This is a genomic window from Flavobacterium geliluteum, assembly GCF_017948595.1.
Lineage (GTDB): Bacteria > Bacteroidota > Bacteroidia > Flavobacteriales > Flavobacteriaceae > Flavobacterium > Flavobacterium flavipigmentatum.
In genome coordinates, this window is sequence record NZ_JAGFBV010000037.1 from 1 (window position 1) to 18,570 (window position 18,570).

An 18,570-nucleotide genomic window follows, 5' to 3' on the forward strand; every position below is an offset into this window, starting at 1 on the left:
CAAATCAAAAACAGTTATAAAACGAAAAACGCTTATAGCGGATTTTTTAAAGTCCTGTTATAAGCGTTTTTTTATTGTCTAAAAAATAAACCTGATCAAAATAAGGGATGTTTTTCAGTGCCCTCCAATTGTAGGCTTTCTTTTTTTTTGATACTTTTGGCTTGGTAAATCGTTACTTTTGGTTTTTCCGATTATACCGACAGCATCCCGATAAGAGGGCGTATATGCGCAACGTACTTTAGCCCTCTTATCGGGATGGTGGCACGCCCTGTAAAGTAGAGACTCAGTTTCTCAGCAACTTAACGACTTAGAAGCTTTATTCTTTAATAGAGACTTTCTTTTCTTCCTCAAATAATAATTTGATGTTTTCGTATGAGTTTTTTAAGGCTTCTTTGATTTGCTCGGGGTTGAGCCAGGCTACTTTTTCGATGCCTTCATCGAGTTGGCCTTGCGGTGTTCCTTCAAAATCGGAATGCATTTCGAACCAATGTGTGATTTTGAGTTTGTATTTTCCGTTGCGTTTAAAAACGTGATATGTTTTTTGAAGTTTGCCTGTGATTCTGAGTTTTCCGACCCCGGTTTCTTCTTCTACTTCGCGCATTGCGGTGTCTTCGATCTCCTCACCTTTCTCGATTCCACCTTTTGGCAGATCCCACTTACCATTTCTGAAGATAAATAAAACTTCACCTTTCTTGTTAAAAACCAATCCACCACCGGCTTTATTAACAGGAATTTTAGTCTTCAAAGTTTTCATTATTTCCTTTTCGTCAGGATGGTATAAATATGCCGATTGTATTTTATTTTGAAATATCTTTACGATAAGTTGTTCGATATCAATACTTTCTAACAAGAATATTTGAAAATTAGTCTCCTTAGAGATTTCATTTGTCAAAAAAAGTGGTTTGTCGTTCACAAAAACTTTATACATTTGTACTATGATTTTTAATAAAGATACCGCCGAAAAAACAGCAGAATTGCTTTTGCAAATAAATGCAATTAAATTGAATCCAGAAAATCCTTTTACATGGGCTTCTGGTTGGAAGTCGCCTATTTATTGTGATAATAGGTTAATTCTTTCATTTCCGCCCATCCGAAACTACATTCGTGATGAATTTGCGAAAAATATAGAAAAACAATTTGGCAAACCCGATGTGATTGCCGGTGTGGCTACTGGTGCCATTGGAATCGGTATTTTGGTGGCCGAAAGCCTCGGATTACCGTTTGTATATGTGCGTCCAGAACCTAAAAAACACGGCCGACAAAACCAAGTAGAAGGCTTTTTGCAAAAAGGCCAGAATGTGGTGGTGGTAGAAGACTTGATTAGTACCGGAAACAGTAGCTTGATGGCTGTAGAAGCCTTGCGCAACGAGGGTGCAAACATTAAGGGAATGGCAGCGATTTTTACATACGGTTTTGGTGTTGCAGAGGAGAATTTTAAAAACGCTAATATCGATTTGTATACATTGAGCAACTACGAGAATCTACTGGATTTGGCAGTTCAAAAGCAATATATTACCGAGGACGATCAGGCAGCACTGCAAGAATGGAGCAAAACGCCATCTACTTGGGGACAAGAGTAAAGAGTAAAGAGTAAAGAGTAAAGATTTTCTGAAAAATCGCTTCGATCTTTATTGGAATTTAAAAATTTTTTCGACAAAGCTTTGCGAACTTTGCGTTTAATATTCGCAATCATAATAAAAAAACCTTGCGCACTTTGCGTTAAAAATAAATAATACTATATGAACTTAGAGAGTCCAAAAGTTACTGTTCAGAAATCAGCACAAGAATTGTTTGATTTATTGAGTGATGTTAAGAATTTTGAAAAATTGATGCCGGATAATATTGCTAAATTTGAAGTGATTGGCGAAGATGCTTTTATTTTTGGACTGAAAGGAATGCCAGAAATAAAACTGAAAATGAAAGAAAAAACTTCTCCAAGCAAAATTGTTTTGGGTGCAGCAAGTGATAAACTACCTTTTACTTTGGTTTCGAATATAGAAAGTGAGTCTGATACTTCTAGTACTGTAAAACTGGACTTTGAAGGAGATTTTAATCCGATGATGGCCATGATGATCAAAGGGCCGATTGGTAAATTTATTGAAACTTTGGCCAATAACATGACCAAATTGTAAATCGACAGAAAATAAAAATATTAGGAGCCTGATGTGAACCATCGGGCTTTTTTTGTGCTATTTTGAAACAACATTCTAATACATCTTACAAAGCCAAAAACTTAGCATCTTAGCAACTTATCACCTAAGTACCTCTCTAATAAAGCATCTGAACTTCTTTAATATCAAACTCAGATACAGAGTCGTCTTCGAGTAAGATCTGAACTTTTCCTGAGGAAGAAACGCCCTGAATGATTCCCATAAAATTTTGATTTTCGAGATTTTTAAAAGGCATTGGAACTCCTTTTCGAAACAAAGTATCAAAATACTCGCTCCAAAAAAGTGTAGAATGAGTGAGCCACAGAGCGATTTTTTGTTTTATTTTTTCGACAATCAAATTAGGAAAGATTTCCTTATCGAATTGCGTTTTGACAATCAAAGCCAATGAGGAAGCATTAGGCAGATTTTCGAAATTGGTTTGGTTAACATTGAGTCCTAATCCGACTACTGACAAGATTCTGCCATCACTTTTGAAAGTATTTTCGATTAGAATGCCACCGATTTTCTTATTGTATGACATAATGTCGTTAGGCCATTTTATGCTTATATCAGGAATATTCAACGATTTTAATACCTCTGTAACCGACAATGCGACTACGACTGTGAGGTCGAAAACCTGCTGATTATCAAACACAAAATCCTTTACCAAGACACTCATAATTAAGTTTTTACCCGACTCAGACTGCCACTTTGCCCCCATTTGCCCTTTGCCTTTGCTCTGAGTTTCAGCTGTTACTACGGTAAAATTATCAGGTTCATCGTGGCTTGCTAGTGCTTTAAGGAAATCATTTGTAGAATCTATGGCATCGAGTTTGATTAGTTTCATTCAAGTAATTTAAATAACTTAATTTAATATTTTGTTAAGGTTCAAAAATAATAACAAAATTTGGTAACTTTACAAATTCATATAAATAATTCATGGCGAAAAAGACTATAAACAATGATGTTCTATTGGCGAACATAATCAAAGGAATTGAAGAAGTAAAAGGAAATGACATTGATATTCTTGACTTACGAGAAATAGACACAGCAGTTTGTGACTATTTTGTTATTTGCAACGGTAGCTCAAACACTCAGGTGAATGCTATTGTAAACTCAATTCAAAAAACAGTATCCAAAGATCTTAAAGACAAACCTTGGCATGTAGAAGGCACCGATAACGCAGAATGGGTATTGATGGATTATGTACACATTGTGGTACACGTTTTCCAGAAACACATTCGCGAATACTATAATATCGAGAGTCTTTGGGGTGATGCTAAAATAACTACAATCGAAAACAAATATTAAAGAAATTTTCTTCTAATGGCTAAAGATAATAATCCGAATCAGAATAAATTTAAAATAAGTCCTTGGTTAATTTATACCGCAATACTTTTGGTTTTCTTGGTTATCAGTTTTACAACTGGAGGATCAAACTTAAGCGAACCAATACAATTATCACCTCCTAACTTCAATAATCTTTTGCAAAAAGGAGAAATTGAAAAGGTAATAATTTATAACAAGTCAGAAACAGAAGTGTTTCTAACGGATGCGGCTCTTAAAAACCCAGCTAACAAAAAAGTAGCTGAAGATATGTTTAAAAGACCGAACAAAGGACCGCATTATGTTGTGAAAATTGGTGATATTCAGAATTTTGAAAAAACCTTACAACTTGCTTATGCCCAGAAAAAGATAAAAAATTATTCTTTTCAGGAAAAAAACAACTGGAGCGATATTTTAATCAGCTTGCTGCCTATCATCATCATCATTGGTGTTTGGATTTTTATTATGCGTAAAATGTCTGGCGGTGCCGGTGGCGGTGGCGGACAAATTTTTAACATCGGAAAATCGAAAGCTAAGTTATTTGACGAAAAGACAGATATTAAAACTACGTTTAAAGATGTTGCCGGTTTAGAAGGTGCAAAAGAGGAAATTCAAGAAATTGTAGAATTCCTTAAAAACCCTGAAAAATACACTAATCTTGGAGGTAAAATTCCAAAAGGAGCCTTACTTGTAGGACCTCCGGGAACTGGAAAAACATTATTGGCAAAAGCTGTAGCAGGCGAAGCTCAAGTACCTTTCTTCTCATTGTCAGGATCTGATTTTGTTGAGATGTTTGTAGGTGTTGGTGCATCAAGAGTACGTGATTTATTCAAGCAAGCCAAAGAAAAATCACCGGCTATCATTTTTATTGACGAAATTGACGCTGTAGGTAGAGCCAGAGGAAAAAGCAATATGTCGGGCGGAAACGATGAAAGAGAAAATACTTTAAACCAATTATTGACAGAAATGGATGGTTTTGGTACGAACTCAAACGTAATTGTTTTGGCCGCAACCAACAGAGCCGATGTTTTAGACAAAGCTTTGATGCGTGCGGGTCGTTTTGACAGACAAATTTTTGTTGACTTACCAGACATTCGCGAAAGAGCAGAAATCTTTGCCGTGCATTTAGCTCCTATCAAAAAAGTAGAAGGTCTTGATTTAGACTTCTTAGCCAAGCAAACTCCAGGTTTCTCAGGTGCAGATATTGCGAATGTTTGTAACGAAGCTGCTTTAATTGCTGCGCGTTACAACAAAACTGCCGTAGACAAGCAAGATTTTCTTGACGCAGTAGACAGAATTATTGGTGGTCTTGAAAAGAAAAACAAAATTATCACACCAGAAGAAAAAAGAGCTATTGCTATTCACGAAGCCGGACATGCAACTGTAAGCTGGATGTTAGAGCATGCTGCACCACTTATTAAAGTAACTATTGTACCTCGCGGACAAAGTTTAGGAGCAGCTTGGTATCTTCCTGAAGAACGTCAAATTGTGAGAACAGATCAAATGCTAGACGAAATGTGCGCTACAATGGGTGGAAGAGCTGCTGAAAAAGTAACTTTTGACAGAATTTCTACAGGAGCTTTGAGTGATTTAGAAAAAGTAACACGTCAGGCTCGTGCCATGGTAACAATTTATGGTCTGAATGACAAAATAGGAAATGTTACGTATTACGATTCTACAGGACAAAGCGAATACAATTTTTCAAAACCCTATTCTGATGAAACAGCAAAAGTAATTGACAAAGAAATCTCAGATTTGATTGAAGGTCAGTACCAAAGAGCTATTAACATTCTTGAAGAAAATAAAGACAAGCTGAATCAACTTGCTGATATTTTAATTGAAAAAGAAGTAATCTTTAAAGACGACTTAGAAACAATTTTTGGAAAACGTACTTTTGATAAAAATCTTGAAGAAGTAGTTTCCTAAGCTTTAACGAAATATCTAATAATTATTAAAATCTTAATTCAAAACAGGCTTTTGAATTAAGATTTTTTTATCTTTGAACGATTTCAAATTAATATATAAAGTATTTCAGCTATAATGAGTTTTTTCAAAAAATTATTTGGTTCGAGCAATGCCTCTTCCGAAGAAGAAAATGTAAGTGAATATGCGGGTTCTATTTCGGATAGCCATTTATCTATAGATGAGCGCTTCATTTTTAATTTTAAAAAAAATGGAGGCAAATTTTTATATTGTGAGAACAAACAAGAAGTTGCTGAACAATTTGAAAATATTTTGGAAGAAAATGATTGGTTTGAAAGTGAAGTGTTATGTTATGAACCAGCGCTTTTTAATTTATTAGACGAAAACAAGTTACTTTATACTGCTCCTGTAAAACCTAAATTTTTATTGGCTACTTGCGAAAATTTGATTGCAGACGAAGGTTCTATTTTATTTTCTTCAAAACAAATTAAACAAAACAAGCCAAATGAGTTACCCGCAAACATTGTAATTATTGCGACCACGAGTCAGATTCTTTCTGTAAAAAGTGATGGTTTAAGTGCTATTAAAAGAAAGTATGAGAGAGACTATCCTACTAATATTACTACAATAAAATATTTCGAAAAAGCGAAAGAAGAAGATTTTACACAGTACGGAAGTGTTGCTAAAAACCTTTATTTATTGCTTCTAGAAGATCTTTAAGATGAATGAAACACTTAAAAGAACCATTTCTGGTGCTGTTTATATCGCTTTATTACTAACATCTATTTTGTTTTCTACTGAAAGCTTTATCATCCTTTTTGGTATTTTTCTAATTATTGCAACTTATGAATTTTGCAATTTGGCAAAAATCAACAAAGTTTTTGCACTTACCTCTGTTTACCTTATTTACACATCGATTGTTTTGGTCAGTTTTTATAAAACCGAAACCGAAAATTACTTTAATAAACTTCTAAAAAAAGAAGTTGAGATCACAGTTGATACTGATTTATTATTTATTGTCATTCTGGCGATAACGCTCTTAGTGTCTATCAAATGTATTTTCTTTTTATTTGATGATAGCCAGAGCATTAGTAAATTGTCAAAATACATTTACTTAATAGGATACATTACGTTGCCTTTTATTTTTATCACTAAAATTTCATTTGGAATTAAAAATTACAATCCTAAAATCATAATTGGTCTATTTGTACTTATTTGGACCAATGACACTTTTGCTTATTTGGTAGGAAAGTCAATAGGAAAACACAAATTATTTGAACGTATTTCTCCAAAAAAAACCATTGAAGGCTTTTTTGGCGGAGTTATTTTTGCAGCACTTGCCGGTTTTTTAATTTCAAAATTTTACATCAGACCTAATCCAGAATTTAGCAATATGTCTATTTTGATCTGGACAATTATCGCTCTTATTGTTAGTGTTTTCGGCACTATTGGTGATTTGGTCGAATCAAAATTCAAACGAGTTGCGGGTGTAAAAGACAGCGGATCGATCATGCCAGGACACGGAGGTGTTCTAGATAGACTAGATAGTGTTATATTTGTAGCACCAATTATATATTTATTTTACCAAATCTTATATTATGTTTCATAAAGAAGGAGCCCCATCCATTTTATTAGGCACAGTTTTTACTGTTGCAGTACTATTACTTGCTGACAAATTTATTGATATCAATTGGCTAAGAATGCTGGTTCAGTTAGCTGCTTTGGTAATTTTGATTATCATTTTGCAATTCTTTAGAAATCCAAAAAGAATCGCAATAAGAAACAGTGATCACATACTTGCTCCTGTAGACGGAAAAGTGGTCGTAATTGAAGAAGTATACGAAGGTGAGTTTTTTAAAGATAAACGTTTACAAGTTTCAATTTTTATGTCACCAATCAATGTCCACGTTACGCGTTATGCCATGGACGGTATCATAAAATTTAGTAAATACCACCCGGGGAAATTCCTAGTTGCCTGGCATCCAAAAGCGAGTGAAGAAAACGAAAGAACAACTGTTGTAATAGAAAACGAAACCTTTGGTCAAATTTTGTACCGACAAATTGCTGGTGCATTGGCCCGAAGAATTGTCAATTATGCACAAGAAGGAATGCAGGTTATTCAGGGAACAGACGCAGGTTTTATAAAATTTGGATCAAGAGTAGATTTATTTTTACCTTTAGGTACTCCAATCAATGTGGTTTTGAATCAAAAAGCTATTGGAGGAAAAACCATTATTGCTACAAAAGCTTAAATGACAGCCAAAAATTTAGATATTCGTTTTACAGAAGCCGTTGAGAAAGCGTTGCAGATGACACAATCTTCGCTGCCACAAGATGTGCAGTTAAGACTTTATGCATATTATAAACAAGCCACTTTTGGTACTGCAATTTATAATCACTCTGAAAATTTTGACTTGCGAAATGCCTTTAAAACAAATGCATGGATGCAGATTAGTCATCTTTCTTCAGATGAAGCCAAAGAAAAATATATCGAAATTATCAATTCGTTAACATAAAAATAATTAATCATGAAGAATAAATTTTTTACCACACTCTCAATTTTAGCTTCATCTATTGTATTATTTTCCTGTAATGACAAACAATTAACCGAAGTTGTTGAAGTACCCTTGCCTACCAAGGAAGAAAAAATCACGATAGGCAAACCAGATGATGTAAAAGCTGATCCAGGTTCTTTTGAAATCACCAAACTTCCATTTGCGTATGATGGTCTAGCTCCTCAAATACGCTCGCTTACCTTGGAAACACATTATTCTAAACATTATTTAACCTATACCAATAATCTTAACAAAGAAATAGCGAGTACTGAATTTGAAAATGCTCCTATCGAAGACATATTAAAAAAGTTAGATTTAAATAATGCCAAACTTCGCCAGAATGCCGGAGGATATTACAATCATACTTTGTATTTTAATATTCTGACACCAAAAGAACAAACGCCAAAAGATACTCTTGCAAGTTCGATTAATAAAGAATTTGGTTCTTTTGATAATCTTACAAAGCAATTTAAAAATGAAGCAAACAAACAATTTGGTTCAGGCTGGGTTTGGTTGGTCGTAGATAAAGCTGGTAAATTACAGGTTACTACCACCGAAAATCAGGACAATCCACTCATGAAAAATGCCCTGATCAAAGGAACACCCATATTAGGAATCGATTTGTGGGAGCACGCATATTACTTAGATTATCAAAATAGGAAGAAAACATATATCGATGCTTTTTACAAATTAATCAATTGGGAAAAAGTGAACGAGAACTACAAAACTGCTTTAACTCAGGTAAAAAAGTTTTAAAAAAAAGCTGAAACATCATTTGTTTCAGCTTTTTTTTAGGAATCAATAACCAAAATGGTAGATTACAAACTTCTTATTTTAATTCATAAATAAAGGATTCTGAAGGCACGATTTTCACCTTTGCAAATCCTTCTCCGTTTTGAACCTTCATCTGAATGGTATTTGTGTTGTATAATTGGTCTTTCAATGGATAATCGCCGTCTTTTAAACTCCATTTTGAGATAAGCTCCGATGGAATTTTCAATTCAAATTCACTTGTTACAGTTCCCGAAAAATTGGTTACTACAATTAATTTTTGACTCTCGGACCAGCGTGCATACGAATATACAAAATCGTCGTAACTCACTGTTTTAAATCTATTTGCAGTTTGCATTTCGTAAAAACTTCCCATTAAGGCCGAGCTGTTGATCGAAAAATTTAATAATCGCTTATAAAAATCACGCAAAAACTTCTCTTTGTCAGACAGTTGGCCTCCGTCAAACTTGCCGTTATTCATCCATCGCTGATGATTCGGAACTCCGATATAATCAAAAATAGAAGTTCTGGAATGGGTTCCGAAACCTGCATTTTCATTACCGGCCTCTCCCACTTCTTGTCCAAAATATACCATTGTTGGTGATGTGCTGATGGTGGTAGAAACTACCATCAAAGGTTTTCCTCGCTCTGGATTTCCTGCAAATTCTGGACTTGCCAAACGCTGTTCATCATGATTATCTAAAAAATGAAGCATGTGATGCTCAATATCCGCCATTCCTTTTTGAATATCCGAAAGTCCGTCAGGCCATGAATTCCCACGCACAACATCTTTCAACTTATCATACGTTTCTACTTTGTCGTACAAATAATCCATTTTTCCCAAACGGATATAATTGCGATATTCTTTCGGATTATACACTTCTGCCAATAAAAAAGTGTCTGGTTTTTTTGTTTTAATTGCCGAATTCATGTAACTCCAAAATTCATACGGAACCATTTCTGCCATGTCGAATCTAAATCCATCAACACCTTTATTCATCCAATACAAAGCTATCGACCTGAATTTTTTCCATGAGTCCGGAACGTCTTTGTCCTGCCAAAAAGTAAAATGTTCTTTATAGGACTTTTTATCAAATCCCGCCGGTAATTCTGGAAAATCTTTGGAACCATCAGGACGAATTCCATAATTTACTTTTACTGTTTCGTACCAGTCATTTTGATCTGGCTTTGCTTTTCGCGAACCATTACCTGTCCATTTTGCTGGAGATTCAGTAAATTTTCCGTCTACAAGCGGATTTTTTTCTCCATTTAATGGAGGATTTCCATCCGGAACTATAAATTCCGTATTCGGAATGTAATAAAAATTATTATTTCGAGCATACTCAACTGAAACATCGTCATCGACACCAAAATCTTTAACTCCTTCAGGATTGGTTTTACCCTCATATTTACGAGCAATATGATTCGGAACAATATCGATAATCACTTTTAGACCAGCTTTGTGCGTACGCGCAATCAAAGCTTCAAATTCCTGCAGGCGATTCGCCGGATTGACCGCCAAATCTGGATTTACATTATAATAATCTTTGACGGCATAAGGTGATCCTGCCCTGCCTTTTACCACTTCGGGATCATCGTTTGAAATGCCGTAAGCAGTATAATCACGTACCAAAGCATGATGCGGAACTCCGGTGTACCAAATATATGTAGCCCCTAAATCTTTAATTTCGTGAAGTGCTTTGTCTGTAAAATCATTAAATTTCCCGACTCCATTTTCTTCAATCGTTCCCCAAGGTTTATTGGTTGTATTTTTATTGCCAAACAAACGTGTAAAAACTTGATATACTACAATTTTATTTTTGGGTAAGGCTTCATCTTTCGCAGCATTCATTCTTAAATCATTTGTTTTACAGGCTGTTACCAAAATCAGAAGAGTTATTCCGGTAACAAAAGTTTTCTTATTTATCATATTCTCTTTTTTAACATAACATTATTCCATTTTTAAAAATTAATTAAAAAATTAATAATCATTCCCTAAATTTAGGCTATTTTTCAACATTTAAAAGTATCTGGAAACAAATCGATTACAAATCATTAGCAAACACAATACTACAACGTGAGAGTTTGCCTTTTTGTTGATAAGTTTAACACACCTTTAGAACTTGCCTGTAAGAAACTATTTTCGGTTATAAATAAATCTTAATATCTGTTACGGTTCTATCCTTTTTCATAAATTTGACAAAAATTAAATCAATTGAAGAAATTACTGTTTTTCATCTCTTTTTGCTTGTTTTTGTTACATGCCCAAAACATTTTAGCACAAACAACAAAAAAAATAATTATCAAAAATGCCGATCTTTCTGAGGTCAATGAACAATTAATCCCTGGCGCATTATTGCTTACCGGAAATGTAATAATTGACCATGACGGTGTTGTTATGACCTGTAATAAGGCCTATTTTTTTCAGAAGGAAAATTACTTAAAAGCCTTTGGTAATGTACAATTGGTACAAGGTGATACTTTGTATTTAAACAGTAAATATGCAGAATACAACGGAAATCTAAAAAAAGCATTTGCTACTGGCGATGCTGTAATGACTTCTCCCGATGCGACTCTGCAAACCGATACAATCAATTTTGACCGGAATGTTCAGGAAGTTTTTTATAATTCGAAAGGAACTATTATAAACAAAGACAATACTTTGGTGAGTAAATCCGGAAAATATTTTGTGGCCCAAAAGAAATTTCAGTTTTTGACAGCAGTGACCATTACCAATCCAAAATACGTTATAAAATCGAATCATTTAGATTATTACAGTAATTCGGGGCATTCGTACCTCTTTGGCCCATCAACGATTACCAGTAAAGCCAATTATATTTACACCGAAAAAGGCTTTTATGATACCAAAAAAAACCTGGCCCATTTTCTTCGAAAGTCTTACATAAGGTACGATGACCGCTTAATTGAAGGAGATAGTTTGTATTATAATCGAAATGTTGAATTTGCATCTGCCACCCGAAATGTAAAAATTACAGATTCTATCAATCGGGGTATCATCAAAGGTCATTATGCCGAAATTTACAAACTCAAAGATTCGATGTTTGTGACCAAAAGAGCCGTTGCCGTAAATTTTGTAGACAATGATTCAGTTTACATTCATGGAAAAAGATTAATGGTAACCGGAAAAGAAGACAATCGCATCATTAGAGCTTTTAATAATGTTCGTTTTTACAAAACCGACATGAGCGGAAAATGCGATTCGATACATTCGAGTGCCAAAACTGCGCTCACAAAACTGATAGGAAACCCAATCTTGTGGAATGGAGAAAGTCAGATTACCGGCGATATCATGCACCTAATTGGGAACAATACAACCAAAAAATTAGACTCGCTAAAAGTACTCAACAATACTTTTATGGTCTCGCGGGATACGCTCGGCACTGGATTCAATCAGGTCAAGGGACTTAATTTATTCGGAAAATTCAAAGATGGAAAACTGCACGATGTAGATGTCATTAAAAATACGGAAGTGGTTTATTTTATGCGAAATGACGAAAAAGAACTCATCGGAATTAATAAAAATGTAAGTAGCAAAATCAATCTTATTTTAGAGAATAATGCCATCGAAACCATCACCTTTTTTAACAAAGTAGATGGTGACATTTTTCCCGAAATTGATTTGCCCGAAAATGCGCGAAAACTAAGAGGATTAGTCTGGCGAATTGACGAACGAATAAAATCAAAAGAAGATATTTTTTCGAAAGAAGAAAATGAAGAAAACGATAAATTAATCAAAGAAGGAAAAGACGAAGCCGCCAAAGTAAATGTTCCGATGAAAATCAGGAAAGAAACTTTAAATTACGACAAGAAGAAACCTGCAGCAAAGAGTAAAAAATAGCAATAATTGAGGCGTTTTGAACCACCTTGACACATTACAACAAAAATCTTAGAATCTTAGTAACTTAGATTCTTAGAACCTTAAAAAAATGAATCCAGATTTTATAAAATACCAGGCACAAACCTCTCCTTACCCACTCGGGATGGAAGTTTCGCATGCCATAGGTTCCTATATTTACGATACCAATAATAAAAAATACTTAGACTTCGTAGCGGGAGTTTCGGCTTGCACCCTTGGGCATCAACACCCGAGAGTCAATCAGGCCATAAAAGACCAATTAGACAAATATTCGCACGTGATGGTGTATGGCGAATACTCACAAAGTCCTGCCGTACAATATTGCAAATTGCTGGCTTCGCTCCTTCCTGAATCGCTCAATAAAACCTATCTGGTCAATTCAGGAACAGAGGCGATCGAAGGTGCGCTAAAACTAGCCAAACGAACAACAGGCCGCAGCCAGCTAATTTCTTGTCATAATGCGTACCACGGAAATACCATGGGCTCGATGAGCGTTATGGGGTTTGAAGAACGCAAACAAGCCTTTCGTCCTTTGCTCCCGGATGTCGATTTTATTACCTTTAATAACGAAGAAGATTTACAAAAAATAACCACCAGAACCGCCGCAATTTTGCTGGAAACGATTCAAGGTGGCGCAGGATTTATTCAGCCTCAGGATAACTTTTTGAAAAAAGTTCGCCAACGCTGTGACGAAGTGGGCGCCATGATGATAGTAGACGAAATTCAGCCCGGTTTTGGACGCACCGGAAAATTATTCGGTTTCCAGAATTACGATGTCGTTCCAGATATTGTCGTGATGGGCAAAGGAATGGGTGGCGGAATGCCAGTAGGAGCCTTTACCGCAGCCGCAGAAAAAATGGATCTGCTGACCGAAAATCCAAAACTAGGACACATCACTACTTTCGGAGGACATCCTGTCATTGCGTCAGCTTGTTTAGCGACTTTGCAGGAATTAACCGAAACAAACCTCATGCAGCAAGCCTTAGAAAAAGAAAAACTCTTTAGAACGCTTTTGGTACACCCTTTGATAAAGGAAGTTAGAGGAAAAGGACTAATGCTGGCCGCAATGACCGAAACTGCCGAAATAACCAATCAGGTTATTTTAAACTGTCAGGACAAAGGGCTCATTTTATTCTGGTTGCTGTTTGAAGGCTGTGCGATAAGAATAACGCCACCGCTCACGATTTCTGAAGAAGAAATCAAAGAAGGTTGTGCCATAATCTTAGAGGTTATGGATGAAATAATGAAACAAAAAGCATAATCAGGAGCTATTTCCTGCTATCCGCTTTATCTTTTGCTTTTTAAAGGAAAAAGCAAAAGGATATCGCTGCTATCAGGGCTAAGGCACTTGTACACAAAATGATATTTTAAAAAATAATAGTGTAGAATAACAATAAAATTTAATTTTTACACATCAAAGAGTATAACTTAAAAATAGAATCCAGATTCTATCCATATTGTTAATTAAATTGTTCAAAACAATTAATTTCCTATCCTCACAACAAAATATGGTTGCCTAAATTTATAACAGGCTAATTTCAAAAAAAAAAGTATGCAATTAAGCAACGAAGAAGAAGATTATAACCTATCCCTCTCCAAATTTGAGTCAATGTTAAAAACAAACAAAGTACTCTTTTTTGATTCTGAAGAATTTGAAGAAATTATTCTTCATTATTTAGATATGGGCAAGGCTAATTTAGCAAAAAAGGCCTTAAAACTTGCATTAGATCAACACCCGAAATCTACAGGCTTAAAATTAGTACAAGTAGAAATGTTGGTCTACGACGACAAACTTGAAATCGCTGAAAAGCTTTTAAACGAGTTGTACGCAATCGAACCCAATAACGAGGAAATTTACATTCAGAAAGCCAATATTTATTCTAAGAGAGACCAACACGAGAAAGCGGTAGAACTACTTAAAATTGCATTGCAATATACAGACGACTACGCCGATGTGTACAACTTAATCGGAATGGAATACCTTTTTATGGATAACCTCGAAATGGCAAAAGACAGTTTTATAAAATGTCTTGAAGAAGATTTAGAAGACCAATCGGCCTTGTATAATGTGGTGTATTGTTTTGAATTTTTAGACCAAAATCAAGAAGCAATTGCCTATTTGAACGAATACATCAATAAAAATCCTTACAGCGAAATAGCTTGGCACCAACTGGGTCGCTTGCATTACGGCGTAAAAGAATACGAAAACGCAATTCGTGCTTTTGATTATGCCACCCTTATCGATGACGAATTTTTGGGCGCTTTTATGGAAAAAGCCAAAGCGTTCGAACGTCTAAAAAAATACGCCGAAGCGATAGAAAGCTACAACCGCACGATCGAGCTAGACGATGCTACATCGTATGCTTTATTGCGAATTGGTAAATGTTACGAAAAATTAGGCAACGCTGTTTTAGCCTTAAAATATTACAATCAAACCGTACACGAAGATCCTCTTTTAGACAAAGGCTGGATTGCTATTACAGATTTTTATGTACGCCAGAAAAACTTTCAGAAAGCATTGTTTTTTGTCAATAAAGCATTGGCAATAGACAATCAGAACCGTTTGTATTGGAAACGTTACGCAACGATAAACAAACAAATGAACTTTTTTGAAGAAGCCGAATTTGGATACAGAAAAGCTGTAGAATTTGGCGATTGTGAGCTAGATACCTGGTTATTCTGGGTTGATATTCTTCAATTTTTAGGCGAATTTGATAGTGCTGTTCAAACATTATTACAAGCTTCGGAATATTTTCCAGAAGAAAACGAAATTGAGTACCGTTTGGCAGGATTGTATTTTATGCTTCAGGACAATACCAAAGCCAAATTTCATTTAAGCAATGGATTACGCCTGAACTTTGACAATTATATCTTAATCGAAGATTTATTTCCAGTAATCTGGACAAAAAAAACAGTACAAAACTATATTGCAAAACATAAAAAACAGTAATGATCGATATTTTAAAGAGACGTTTTGGATTATTAGGTCGTAATATTAGTTACTCATTTTCGAAAGGATATTTTACAGAAAAATTTAGCCATGAAACCTTTGCAGGCAATAGCTACGAGAATTTTGACATTCAAGACATTACTGAATTTAGCGAAATAGTAAAAAACAATCCCGATCTAAAAGGACTCAATGTGACCATTCCGTACAAAGAGCAAGTCATTCCTTTCTTAGATAAATTATCAAAAAAAGCAACTTTAATTGGTGCGGTAAACACCATTAAATTCACCAAAAACGGAAGATTAAAAGGCTTTAATACCGATTATTATGGTTTCAAAAAATCATTAAAACCATTATTAAAGCCACATCACAAAAAAGCACTTATTTTGGGCACTGGCGGTGCTTCCAAAGGCGTTGCATTTGCACTTGACGAGCTTGATATACTATATACTTTTGTTTCGAGAGAACCCAAAGAAAACATGATTGATTATGACTTGATAAATGCCACAACTTTTGATAATTTTCAAATTATAATCAATTGTACTCCTGTAGGAACAAGTCCTAATATAGAGGCTTGCCCAGATCTTCCGTACGAGTTTTTTACAGACAAACACATTGCTTACGACTTGATTTATAATCCTGAAGAAACCACTTTTTTGAAGAAAGCAAAAGTTAATGGAGCCACGATAAAAAATGGCTACGACATGCTTATTTTTCAGGCGGAGAAATCATGGAAAATCTGGAATAAATAATTTTTTAGAGATTAAAACTACTTTTCAAAAAATCATATTGCTTCAATAATTAATGTTTTAGTTTTTTTTGAATAAAATACTTTGCCATTTCATGTTTCAAACACTCTTTACTTTCTAAAATAAAAGAAGCTTTTTTTTGAATTTATTTTAAAAATTTAAAATTAAAATGCCATTCATACCTCCTAAACACCTGTATAGTTAAGAATTTCATAGAGAAATAAGCTATTAACAAAGGATTTATTTTGTATTTAGAAACACCTTCACTATCTTTCGGTCTCTTAAATACAAACCTTATACATTTGAAAATGTTAGAAGAAAAGAATGATAACCTGCAAGAAGCAGATGGAAAATTAGAAATCGCAAATGATGCTGCTCAAACGGATACTCCGATTGAAGATTCAGCAACAGAAAACGATTTACAAAACGTTACAAACACAACTGAAACGGATCATCAAGAGGCTTTAGACGCTATCACAAGCTCTAATGCTGCAGAAAGTGAAGACGAAACCTTAAAAGATCGTCATGATATTCCGTTGCAGGATTATGATACTTTTTCTCTGGATGCGCTGGTTGACGAATTAAAAAAACTGGTGGCTCTGGACAAAGTAATGTCTGTAAAAGACCATATCGAGGAAATAAAAAAATCGTTTTTACTGCAATTCAGTCATCTTCTGGATGAAAAAAAAGAAGAATTTAATGCTTCAAATCAAGATCCTAATGAAGAATTTGAATATCATTCTCCTTTAAAAGCTAAATTTGATCAATATTATAATGTATTTAGAGAAAAAAGAAATGACCATTTTAAGCATTTACAAACCAATTTAAAATCAAATTTAGAAAATCGACTTGCCATCGTTGAAGAACTAAAAGAGCTTATTAACCCACAGGAAAACATTAAAGATACTCTTAAACATTTTAATGATTTAAGAGAAAGATGGAAAAACGCTGGCCCAATTCCGAAAGACAAATACAATCACGTTTGGAATAATTATCATTTTCATGTAGAAAATTTTTATGATTATTTGCACCTAGACCGTGAGGCAAGAGATCTTGATTTTAAATACAATTTAGAGCAAAAGCAAAAAATTATTGTTCGCGTTGAAGAATTGGTCAACGAAACCGACATAAGTAAATCTTTTCGTGAATTGCAAGATTTGCACCGTATCTGGAAAGAAGATATTGGACCGGTTTCTAAAGAACATCGTGATGCCATCTGGAATAGATTTAGCGAGTTAACCAAACAAATTCATGATAAAAGAGAAGTTTTGTTTGAAGGTCAGAGAGCAAACGAGCAAAAAAATCTGGAAACCAAGAAAGAAATTATTGCTAAAATAGAAGTTTTAGCTACCGAAAAAGTAAATGCCCATTCTCAATGGTTGGTTCAAATACAAAAAGTAGAAGCACTTAGAAATGATTTTTTTGCTGCAGGAAAAGTTCCATCTGAGGTAAATGAAGAAACTTGGGCTGCCTTTAAAACTGCTGTTCGAAATTTTAATTCTTTTAAAAATTCATTTTACAAAGACATTAAAAAAGACCAGAATGACAATTTAAATAAAAAAATGGCTCTGGTTGCAAAAGCTAAAGAATTGCAGGAAAGTACTGATTTTGTAGCAACTACACCGATAATGAAGCAAATTCAGGAAGAGTGGAAACAAATTGGGCATGTTCCTAAAAAATATTCAGATAAGATCTGGAAAGAGTTTAAAGATGCTTGTAACCACTATTTTGATAAACTAAAAGAGCAAAAATCTGAAGAAAACGTAGACGAAATCACTGCTTTTGATAATAAAAAAGCCTATTTGGATACCCTTAGAGCTTACCAACTTACGGGCGATCACAAAACCGATTTGGATGCTATAAAATTACACATAGAAACCTGGAAAGCTTTTGGAAAAGTTCCATTTTCGAGACGCCATATCGAAGGAAAATTCAATAAAATACTGGATGCCCTTTTTGAAAAATTAAGTTTGAGTAAAAAAGAAACAGAAATGATGCGTTTCTCAAACAGAATTGATTCATTATCTGGAAGCAATGATACCAGAAAACTAGACAATGAAAAGATTTTCTTAATGCGAAAAATTGAAGAAGTTCAGAATGAAATTTTTCAGTTAGAAAATAATATTCAGTTTTTTACGAATACCAAAAATGCTAAAAAAGAAAATTCAATTGTATTAGAAGTTCGCAAAAACATTGCTATTCATAAAGAAAGCCTTGAAGTTTGGAAAGAAAAACTAAAACAATTACGCAATTTAGGTCAGGAATAAAAGAC

17 protein-coding genes are annotated in these 18,570 nt (G+C 34.4%); 14 read left to right on the plus strand and 3 right to left on the minus strand.

Annotated features, from left to right (window positions below; translation table 11 throughout):
- Nucleotides 1-316: 316 nt before the first annotated feature.
- Nucleotides 317-928 carry an NUDIX hydrolase gene (locus tag J3495_RS17285; RefSeq protein ID WP_210667946.1) on the minus strand — a complete coding sequence of 204 codons (612 nt, stop codon included), beginning with the start codon at nt 926-928 and terminating at the stop codon, nt 317-319.
- Nucleotides 929-935: 7 nt separating this feature from the next.
- Between J3495_RS17285 and pyrE the strand changes: the two genes are divergently transcribed.
- Both pyrE and J3495_RS17295 read left to right on the plus strand, forming a co-directional pair.
- On the plus strand, nt 936-1,580 hold the full coding sequence (gene pyrE, locus J3495_RS17290; protein WP_210667948.1) for an orotate phosphoribosyltransferase: 645 nt from the start codon (nt 936-938) through the stop codon (nt 1,578-1,580).
- Nucleotides 1,581-1,739: 159 nt separating this feature from the next.
- Nucleotides 1,740-2,132 (plus strand): SRPBCC family protein, encoded by a 393-nt coding sequence (locus J3495_RS17295; RefSeq protein WP_210667950.1) that lies wholly within the window; start codon nt 1,740-1,742, stop codon nt 2,130-2,132.
- A gap of 136 nt (nt 2,133-2,268) precedes the next feature.
- On the opposite strand, the gene J3495_RS17300 is transcribed toward J3495_RS17295, so the two are convergent.
- Nucleotides 2,269-2,997 (minus strand): biotin--[acetyl-CoA-carboxylase] ligase, encoded by a 729-nt coding sequence (locus J3495_RS17300; RefSeq protein WP_210667951.1) that lies wholly within the window; start codon nt 2,995-2,997, stop codon nt 2,269-2,271.
- A gap of 92 nt (nt 2,998-3,089) precedes the next feature.
- Here J3495_RS17300 and rsfS point away from each other — a divergent pair, with 92 nt between their 5' ends.
- The 7 genes from rsfS to J3495_RS17335 all read left to right on the plus strand — a co-directional run bounded on the left by rsfS (nt 3,090) and on the right by J3495_RS17335 (nt 8,710).
- Nucleotides 3,090-3,461 carry a ribosome silencing factor gene (rsfS, locus tag J3495_RS17305; RefSeq protein WP_007809313.1) on the plus strand — a complete coding sequence of 124 codons (372 nt, stop codon included), beginning with the start codon at nt 3,090-3,092 and terminating at the stop codon, nt 3,459-3,461.
- 15 nt (nt 3,462-3,476) lie between these two features.
- Complete coding sequence (gene ftsH, locus J3495_RS17310) at nt 3,477-5,402, plus strand: ATP-dependent zinc metalloprotease FtsH (RefSeq protein WP_210667953.1); 1,926 nt, start codon at nt 3,477-3,479, stop codon at nt 5,400-5,402.
- Nucleotides 5,403-5,516: 114 nt separating this feature from the next.
- Nucleotides 5,517-6,119, plus strand: a complete 603-nt coding sequence (locus J3495_RS17315) for a lactate utilization protein B/C (RefSeq protein ID WP_210667955.1) — start codon at nt 5,517-5,519, stop codon at nt 6,117-6,119.
- A 1-nt stretch (nt 6,120) separates the two neighbouring features.
- The gene (locus tag J3495_RS17320; RefSeq protein ID WP_210667957.1) at nt 6,121-7,008 is read left to right on the plus strand and encodes a phosphatidate cytidylyltransferase; all 888 of its coding nucleotides are present in this window, start codon (nt 6,121-6,123) and stop codon (nt 7,006-7,008) included.
- Nucleotides 6,998-7,651 carry a phosphatidylserine decarboxylase family protein gene (locus tag J3495_RS17325; protein ID WP_210667959.1) on the plus strand — a complete coding sequence of 218 codons (654 nt, stop codon included), beginning with the start codon at nt 6,998-7,000 and terminating at the stop codon, nt 7,649-7,651. The genes J3495_RS17320 and J3495_RS17325 overlap by 11 nt, the downstream gene beginning before the upstream one ends.
- Nucleotides 7,652-7,915: an acyl-CoA-binding protein gene (locus J3495_RS17330; protein ID WP_210667961.1), complete on the plus strand. Its 264-nt coding sequence runs from the start codon at nt 7,652-7,654 to the stop codon at nt 7,913-7,915.
- Between the two features lie 12 nt (nt 7,916-7,927).
- Entirely contained in the window at nt 7,928-8,710 is a 783-nt protein-coding gene (locus J3495_RS17335) for a superoxide dismutase (RefSeq protein WP_210667963.1), read from the plus strand.
- A gap of 73 nt (nt 8,711-8,783) precedes the next feature.
- On the opposite strand, the gene J3495_RS17340 is transcribed toward J3495_RS17335, so the two are convergent.
- The gene (locus J3495_RS17340) at nt 8,784-10,655 is read right to left on the minus strand and encodes an alpha-amylase family protein (protein WP_210667965.1); all 1,872 of its coding nucleotides are present in this window, start codon (nt 10,653-10,655) and stop codon (nt 8,784-8,786) included.
- Between the two features lie 285 nt (nt 10,656-10,940).
- Here J3495_RS17340 and J3495_RS17345 point away from each other — a divergent pair, with 285 nt between their 5' ends.
- From J3495_RS17345 to J3495_RS17365, 5 genes are all read left to right on the plus strand, one after another.
- Nucleotides 10,941-12,584 (plus strand): OstA-like protein, encoded by a 1,644-nt coding sequence (locus tag J3495_RS17345; RefSeq protein ID WP_210667968.1) that lies wholly within the window; start codon nt 10,941-10,943, stop codon nt 12,582-12,584.
- A gap of 88 nt (nt 12,585-12,672) precedes the next feature.
- Nucleotides 12,673-13,863 (plus strand): aspartate aminotransferase family protein, encoded by a 1,191-nt coding sequence (locus tag J3495_RS17350; protein WP_210667970.1) that lies wholly within the window; start codon nt 12,673-12,675, stop codon nt 13,861-13,863.
- 291 nt (nt 13,864-14,154) lie between these two features.
- Entirely contained in the window at nt 14,155-15,552 is a 1,398-nt protein-coding gene (locus J3495_RS17355) for a tetratricopeptide repeat protein (RefSeq protein ID WP_210667972.1), read from the plus strand.
- Complete coding sequence (locus J3495_RS17360; protein WP_210667974.1) at nt 15,552-16,301, plus strand: shikimate dehydrogenase family protein; 750 nt, start codon at nt 15,552-15,554, stop codon at nt 16,299-16,301. The genes J3495_RS17355 and J3495_RS17360 overlap by 1 nt, the downstream gene beginning before the upstream one ends.
- Nucleotides 16,302-16,606: 305 nt before the next feature.
- Complete coding sequence (locus J3495_RS17365) at nt 16,607-18,565, plus strand: DUF349 domain-containing protein (protein ID WP_210667976.1); 1,959 nt, start codon at nt 16,607-16,609, stop codon at nt 18,563-18,565.
- Nucleotides 18,566-18,570: the final 5 nt, after the last annotated feature.

Bases quoted from the DNA above. Each gene is read 5' to 3' on its own strand.
- J3495_RS17285 (WP_210667946.1), bottom strand. From the start codon at position 928: ATGTATAAAGTTTTTGTGAACGACAAACCACTTTTTTTGACAAATGAA.
- pyrE (WP_210667948.1), top strand. From the start codon at position 936: ATGATTTTTAATAAAGATACCGCCGAAAAAACAGCAGAATTGCTTTTG.
- J3495_RS17295 (WP_210667950.1), top strand. From the start codon at position 1,740: ATGAACTTAGAGAGTCCAAAAGTTACTGTTCAGAAATCAGCACAAGAA.
- J3495_RS17300 (WP_210667951.1), bottom strand. From the start codon at position 2,997: ATGAAACTAATCAAACTCGATGCCATAGATTCTACAAATGATTTCCTT.
- rsfS (WP_007809313.1), top strand. From the start codon at position 3,090: ATGGCGAAAAAGACTATAAACAATGATGTTCTATTGGCGAACATAATC.
- ftsH (WP_210667953.1), top strand. From the start codon at position 3,477: ATGGCTAAAGATAATAATCCGAATCAGAATAAATTTAAAATAAGTCCT.
- J3495_RS17315 (WP_210667955.1), top strand. From the start codon at position 5,517: ATGAGTTTTTTCAAAAAATTATTTGGTTCGAGCAATGCCTCTTCCGAA.
- J3495_RS17320 (WP_210667957.1), top strand. From the start codon at position 6,121: ATGAATGAAACACTTAAAAGAACCATTTCTGGTGCTGTTTATATCGCT.
- J3495_RS17325 (WP_210667959.1), top strand. From the start codon at position 6,998: ATGTTTCATAAAGAAGGAGCCCCATCCATTTTATTAGGCACAGTTTTT.
- J3495_RS17330 (WP_210667961.1), top strand. From the start codon at position 7,652: ATGACAGCCAAAAATTTAGATATTCGTTTTACAGAAGCCGTTGAGAAA.
- J3495_RS17335 (WP_210667963.1), top strand. From the start codon at position 7,928: ATGAAGAATAAATTTTTTACCACACTCTCAATTTTAGCTTCATCTATT.
- J3495_RS17340 (WP_210667965.1), bottom strand. From the start codon at position 10,655: ATGATAAATAAGAAAACTTTTGTTACCGGAATAACTCTTCTGATTTTG.
- J3495_RS17350 (WP_210667970.1), top strand. From the start codon at position 12,673: ATGAATCCAGATTTTATAAAATACCAGGCACAAACCTCTCCTTACCCA.
- J3495_RS17355 (WP_210667972.1), top strand. From the start codon at position 14,155: ATGCAATTAAGCAACGAAGAAGAAGATTATAACCTATCCCTCTCCAAA.
- J3495_RS17360 (WP_210667974.1), top strand. From the start codon at position 15,552: ATGATCGATATTTTAAAGAGACGTTTTGGATTATTAGGTCGTAATATT.
- J3495_RS17365 (WP_210667976.1), top strand. From the start codon at position 16,607: ATGTTAGAAGAAAAGAATGATAACCTGCAAGAAGCAGATGGAAAATTA.